Raw genomic sequence first — 6,302 nt, forward strand, 5'->3', positions numbered from 1 at the left:
CTGCACTTCTACAATCACCACAGGCCCCACACTGCGACCGGGAAGCTCCCGCCCATCAGCCGGATCTCAAACAACCTGGCTGGGCAGTACAGCTAGCTCTGGCGCTCCTCGGCCGCGGCCTCGTGGTGGCGGATGACCTCGGCGACGACGAAGTTGAACCACTTCTCGGCGAACTCGGGGTCGAGGTGCGCAGCCTCGGCGAGCGCGCGCAGCCGCGCGACCTGCTGCTCCTCGCGCTTCGGGTCGGACGCCGGGAGGGCGTGCTCGGCCTTGAGGCGGCCGACCTGCTGCGTGCAGCGGAAGCGCTCGGCGAGCATGTAGACGAGCGCGGCGTCGATGTTGTCGATGCTGGCGCGCAGGCGCAGCAGCTCGGCGTGGGCTTCCTCGTCGTTCAGGCTCATGCCATCGAGGGTACCGGCCCTCAGCGCGTGGGCAGGAGGTGCGTCGGCGTCGCCAGCGGCAGGCGGTGCCGCGGCCGGGAGGGCACGCCCGTGCGCGTGTCGAGCGGGAGCGAGACGATCTCGCTCGACCCCTGGCCCGCGACGAGCAGGGCGTCGCGCCCGACGAAGTGGTGCCGTGGCGTCACGACGCCCGCCTCGACGAGCGCGACCTGATCGAGCGAGCCGCCGTCGCCTCGCACCCTCAGCACGGCGAGCGTGTCGCTGCCGCGCAGGCCCGCGTAGAGGAACTCGCCGTCGCGCGAGCGGGCGAGCTCGGCGCCGGTGTCGCCGGCGAGCGATGCGCCCGACGCGGGCGATCCGCCGCGCAGCGCCCAGCGGCCATCCCGATCGCGCCCGAGCACGAAGACCTCGCCCGAGAACTCGGTGAGCACGTAGAGGTATCCGCTCGGGTGCAGCACCATGTGCCGCGGCCCGGTGCCGAACGGGAGCACGACCTCGTGGTGCGGCGCGAGCCCGCGCGCCGAGTGCCGCCAGAAGCGCACGAGGTCGTAGCCGAGGTCGGTCGTCGCGACGAGCCCGCCGGGCAGGAAGAGCGCCGAATGCGCGCGCGACGGCCGGGGCTCGGATGGCGCGCGGCCGCCCGCCTCCGGGTCGCCATCCGCGGGGCGCGCGTCTCGGAGGAGCGTCTCGAGGCCGCCGTCGTCGTTGCGCTTCGCGAGGAGGTCGCGCACGGCGGGGTCGTCGAACGGGTCGGACGCGCCCTGGCCGAGCGCGGCGAGGAGGCCTGCCAGCCCGTCGTCCTCCGTGTTCCCCGCGAGCACCGAGGCGATCCGGCTCGGGTCGGCGTCGCCCTCGACGAGCGCGCGCAGGTCCATCGCGCCCTCCCATGACGGCTGCGCGCTCTGCTCGCCCGCGAGGAGGGCCGCGATGTCGGTCGGCTCGGCGCCCTGCGCCAGGAGGTCCTTCACGTCCACCGTGCCCTCGCCCTCGAGCGCGGCGCTGAGGTCGGGCTCGGGTGCCGCGGCATACGGGTCGGCGGCCGCTGCGCCGAGCGTCGGCGCCGCGAGCGTTCCGTCCGCACGCAGCGGGACGTGCACGACCCGTCCATCGCCCCAGCACGACGCGATGAGGTGCGAGCCGTCGGCCGCGACCGCGAGATGGCACACCGCGGCTCCCGCCTCGACGGCGTCGCCGTGCGGTGCGAGCGCGACCTCCCCCGTCCGCGCGAACGCGGCGATCCGGCCGTCCGCCTCGAGCGCGGCGTAGACGACGTCGCGGGTCGGGTGAGCGGCGAGCCACGACGCCGATTCGGCGCGCGCGGCGAGGCCGCGGTCGGCGAGCATGCCTCCGGCGAGCGGCGACTCCGCCTCCCCCGCCGTGATGAGCGAGATGCCCTCGGACTCCCCGCCCTGCGCGGGGCCCCAGCCGCCGATCCAGAACTTCATGTGGCCATCCTCTCGCGCCGGGGCGCACCTCCCCGCCGCCGGACCGGTGACGCACGGGCTACGCCGGCCCGCGGGTCGCCGTGCGGATGCGGTAGAGGCTCGTCGTCGCCGTGATGAAGAGCTCGTCGCGGTCGGCGCCGCCGAAGCACACGTTCGACACGACCTCGGGCACGGCGATGAAGGCCGACTCGCGGCCGTCGGGCTCGTACACGTGCACGCCGTCGCCGGCCGACGACCACACGCGGCCGTCGACGTCGACCGCGATGCCGTCGGAGTGGCCCACGGCCGGTGCCGCGAAGCGACGGCCGCTCCCCACCGCGACGCCCTGCACGTCGTAGGCGTGGATCGCCGGAGCGGCACCCGTGTCGGTCACGTAGAGGACCGCGCCGTCGGGCGAGAACGCGATGCCATTGGGGCGGTCGAGGTCGCGGACGACGGGCGCGAGCGTGCCGTCGGGACCGAGCCGGAACACCCAGCACGCCCCGTACTCGCGCTCGCCCGGGTGCCCCTCGAGCGGCTGCGTGATGCCGTAGTCCGGGTCCGTGAACCAGTACGCGCCGTCCGCGGCGATGGCGACGTCGTTCGGGGAGTTGAGCCGCACGCCGTCGTACCCGTCCGCGAGAGCCGACACCGTGCCATCCGCCCGCTCCCGCTCGAGCCGCCGACGGCCGTGCGAGCACTGCACGACGCTGCCGTCCCGATCGAGCGCGCGCCCGTTCGTGAACTCGACGCCCGTGCGGTGCTCGGTCGCGTCGCCGGTTGCCGCATCCCACCGGAGGATGCGGTCGCCCGGGATGTCGCTCCAGCGCACGCAGCCCTCGTCGGGGATCCACAGCGGCCCCTCGCACCACGTTCCGCCCGTCCAGAGCCGCTCGAGCGCGGCGCCGGCGGCGATCACGCGCTCAGATGAGGTCGTGGCGCACGATCACCTGGTCGCGGCCCGGGCCGACGCCGATGACCGAGATGCGCGTGCCGCTCATCTCCTCGAGCGCGAGCACGTAGTCCTGCGCGGTCTGCGGCAGGTCTTCGAACGTGCGCGCCGACGAGATGTCCTCGCTCCAGCCCGCGTAGTGCTCGAGGATCGGCGTCGCGTGGTGGAAGTCGCTCTGGTTGACCGGCACCTCGTCGAAGCGCTCGCCGTTCACGTCGTATGCGACGCACACGGGGATCTTCTCGAGCCCGGTGAGGATGTCGAGCTTCGTGAGGACGAGGTCGGTGATGCCGTTGATGCGGGTCGCGTAGCGCGTGATGGGGGCGTCGTACCAGCCGACCCGGCGCGGACGCCCGGTCGTCGTGCCGAACTCGAAGCCCGCCGCACGCAGCCAGTCGCCCTGCTCGTCGAAGAGCTCGGTCGGGAACGGGCCCGACCCGACGCGCGTCGTGTAGGCCTTGACGATGCCGACGATGCGGTCGAGGCGGCCGGGGCCGACGCCCGATCCGGTCGCGGCGCCGCCCGCGGTCGCCGACGACGACGTCACGAACGGGTAGGTGCCGTGGTCGATGTCGAGCATGGTGGCCTGGCCGCCCTCGAACACCACGACCTCGCCCGCGTCGAGCGCCTTGTTGAGGAGGAGGCCGGTGTCGCACACCATCGGGCGCAGGCGCTCGGCGTACGACAGGAGGTCCTCGACGATCTCGTCGCACGTGATGCCGCGCCGGTTGAAGACCTTCACGAGCAGGTGGTTCTTCTGCTCGAGCGCGCCCTCGACCTTCTGGCGGAGGATGCTCTCGTCGAACAGGTCCTGCACGCGGATGCCGACGCGGTTGATCTTGTCGGCATACGCGGGGCCGATGCCGCGCCCGGTCGTGCCGATCTGGCGCTTGCCGAGGAAGCGCTCGGTGACCTTGTCGAGCGTGCGGTGGTACTGCGTGATGATGTGCGCGTTCGCGCTCACGCGGAGCTTCGAGACGTCGATGCCGCGCGCCGAGAGCGCGTCGAGCTCGGCGAAGAGCACCTCGAGGTCGATGACGACGCCGTTGCCGATGACGGGGTTCACACCGGGGCTCAGGATGCCGGAGGGCAGGAGGTGCAGGGCGTACTTCTCGTCGCCGATGACGACGGTGTGCCCGGCGTTGTTGCCGCCGTTGAACTTGACGACCCAGTCGGTCCGCTCGCCGAGCAGATCGGTCGCCTTGCCCTTGCCCTCGTCGCCCCACTGGACGCCCACGATCACGATGCCCGGCATGGAATACCCCCTGATGGGTCGTTGTGCCCGGATGCCCGGAACGGCTCCCGGCGGAGGCGTGCGTGTGCCGCGGCGCTCTCCCTGGCCATCCTATCGGGGGCGCTCCGCGGCGCCCGCTGAGCTGCCACGGGGCGTCATCGGCCTCGGGATTGCCAGCGTTCTCCGATACCGTCGAGGGGATGCGCATGTGGAACCTCCCTCTCCAGCCGGCGCGGATGGCGGCGGCGCGATGAGCGCGCGCCTCGGGCTGCAGACGGCTCAGCTTCTGCAGGAGATGATCCGCAACGCGGCGGTGAACGACGGCCGCCCGGACTCGGGCCACGAGATCCGCCAGGTGCGCACCCTGCAGAGCTTCTTCGAGGGATCCGGGCTCGACGGCGTCGTCGTCGAGCCGCACCCAGGCCGCGGGAGCCTCATCATCCGCATCCCGGGCACCGACCCGCACGCGCCGTCCCTCGCCCTGCTCGGGCACACCGACGTCGTGCCCGTCGAGGAGGCCGGCTGGGAGCGCGATCCGTTCGGCGGCGAGATCGTCGACGGCGTGCTGTGGGGCCGCGGCGCGATCGACATGCTCAATCTCACGGCGGCCTACGCCGTCGTGACGCGGGAGATCGCACGGCAGCGGTTCCGCCCGCGCGGCGACCTCGTCTTCGCCGCCGTCGCCGACGAGGAGAACGGCGGCCACTACGGCGCCGGCTGGCTCACCGAGCACCGGCTCGACCTCATCGACGCCGACTACGTGCTGACCGAGTCGGGCGGCGCCCCCGCGGGCGGCAAGCCCGCGATCGGCATCATGATCGGCGAGAAGGGCCAGGCGCCGCGCACGCTGCGCGTCACGGGCGTCCCGGGCCACGGATCGGCCCCGTGGGGATCGCGCAACGCCGCCGTCATCGCGGCCGAGGCCGTCGCGCGCATCGCGCGGTTCCGCACGCCGACCGTGATCACGCCGCAGTGGCACGCGTACGCGGACGCGCTCGAGCTCGACGCGGAGACGACCGCGAAGCTGCAGGATCCCGAGCGCCTCTACGAGGGCCTGCCCGCGACCGGTCTGCTGCAGGGGTTCGCGCACGCGTCGACGCACACGACCATCTCGCCGAACGTCGTGCACGCGGGCGACAAGCTCAACGTGATCCCCGGCGAGGCGACCGTGCGCCTCGACATCCGCGTCCTCCCCGACGTCGACGCGGCGGATGTCGACGGCTATCTGCGCGAGGCGCTCGGCGACCTGCTCGAGAACGTCCGCATCGAGGGCGACGAGTTCGTGCAGTCGACCGTCTCGCCCACCGACACTCCTCTCTTCGACGTGCTGCGCGGGGCGGTCCGCCGCGCGCGCCCCGACGCCGACCTGCTGCCGATGCTCGCCGCAGGCGGCACGGACGGGCGCTTCTACCGGCTGCGCGGCGTGCCGGCCTACGGCTTCGGCGTGCTCAGCGACCGCTGGGACTACGGCAAGTTCCGCACCCTCTTCCACGGGCACAACGAGCGCATCGATCTCGAGTCGCTCGACCTCACGGTGGACGCGATCGACCACGTCGTGCGCGAGTTCCTCGGGCGCGATCACGGCGTGCGCGTGAAGCGCTGAGCGCACCGGCATCTCCGTTCGGTCGCGCCTGCGCGCGGAGGTGCGCTGTTGTTTGGTGTGCTGTCGTCTGGTGCGCTGGGCCGATGTCGGTGGTGTGTGCTAGCGCTCGTCGCAGAAACATCCCGATCAGAGGAAGAAAAGTCTTGCACTTGGCGGATATGTGTTCTAGTCTGGGAGCATGGCGAAGGGGCCAGGATTCGAACCTCTCTTCCCGGGCGCGGCGGTCCGGGACGCGCTGACGGGGCTGGAAGGGCTGGCCGAGGGCGTGCGCGGGGTGACGGACGCGGACCTGATCGCGTTCGCGGGGGAGGTCGAGCACCTCGGGCGCACGCTCGATGCGCTGCGCACCCGGGTCGCGGGAGAGATCGATGCCCGCTCCCGCCGCGGTGACGACGACCCGCTCGCGGGCCGGTACGGGTGCCGCACCGGGCTCGAACTGCTCGAACGGCTCACCGGGGCGTCGAACCGGGAGCTGCGCGGGCGGGTGCGGCTGGATGAAGCCACCCGCACCCGCACCGCCCTGACCGGGGAGGACCTCGATCCCCGGTGCGTGCACGTGGCCGCCGGGCTCGCGTCCGGACTGCTCGGCCCGGAAGCGGCCGCGGGGATCGTGAAGGCCGTCGACACCGCCCGCCGCGGCGGCGGGCACCCCGACCGGGTCGAGCTCATGGAACGCCACCTCGTCGCC

6 protein-coding genes are annotated in these 6,302 nt (G+C 72.9%); 2 read left to right on the top strand and 4 right to left on the bottom strand.

All coding sequences use genetic code 11. The features are described 5' to 3' along the window. Positions 1-92 precede the first annotated feature (92 nt). Genes PKE79_RS16340 through PKE79_RS16355 form a run of 4 tightly spaced genes read right to left on the bottom strand, consistent with a single transcriptional unit; the run spans position 93 to position 4,032 of the window. Positions 93-401 carry a chorismate mutase gene (locus tag PKE79_RS16340; protein WP_271174770.1) on the bottom strand — a complete coding sequence of 103 codons (309 nt, stop codon included), beginning with the start codon at positions 399-401 and terminating at the stop codon, positions 93-95. Positions 402-421: 20 nt separating this feature from the next. Further along, positions 422-1,846, bottom strand: a complete 1,425-nt coding sequence (locus tag PKE79_RS16345; protein WP_271174771.1) for a lactonase family protein — start codon at positions 1,844-1,846, stop codon at positions 422-424. Positions 1,847-1,904: 58 nt separating this feature from the next. Continuing rightward, positions 1,905-2,744, bottom strand: a complete 840-nt coding sequence (locus PKE79_RS16350) for an SMP-30/gluconolactonase/LRE family protein (RefSeq protein WP_271174772.1) — start codon at positions 2,742-2,744, stop codon at positions 1,905-1,907. 4 nt (positions 2,745-2,748) lie between these two features. Next, positions 2,749-4,032, bottom strand: a complete 1,284-nt coding sequence (locus tag PKE79_RS16355; protein ID WP_271174773.1) for an adenylosuccinate synthase — start codon at positions 4,030-4,032, stop codon at positions 2,749-2,751. Positions 4,033-4,261: 229 nt separating this feature from the next. Between PKE79_RS16355 and PKE79_RS16360 the strand changes: the two genes are divergently transcribed. After that, entirely contained in the window at positions 4,262-5,614 is a 1,353-nt protein-coding gene (locus PKE79_RS16360) for a M20/M25/M40 family metallo-hydrolase (protein ID WP_271174774.1), read from the top strand. Between the two features lie 178 nt (positions 5,615-5,792). After that, on the top strand, positions 5,793-6,302 hold a 510-nt coding region (locus PKE79_RS16365; RefSeq protein ID WP_271174775.1), incomplete at its 3' end, for a hypothetical protein.

Source organism: Microbacterium barkeri (assembly GCF_027921765.1).
In the GTDB taxonomy this organism is placed as follows: domain Bacteria; phylum Actinomycetota; class Actinomycetes; order Actinomycetales; family Microbacteriaceae; genus Microbacterium; species Microbacterium barkeri.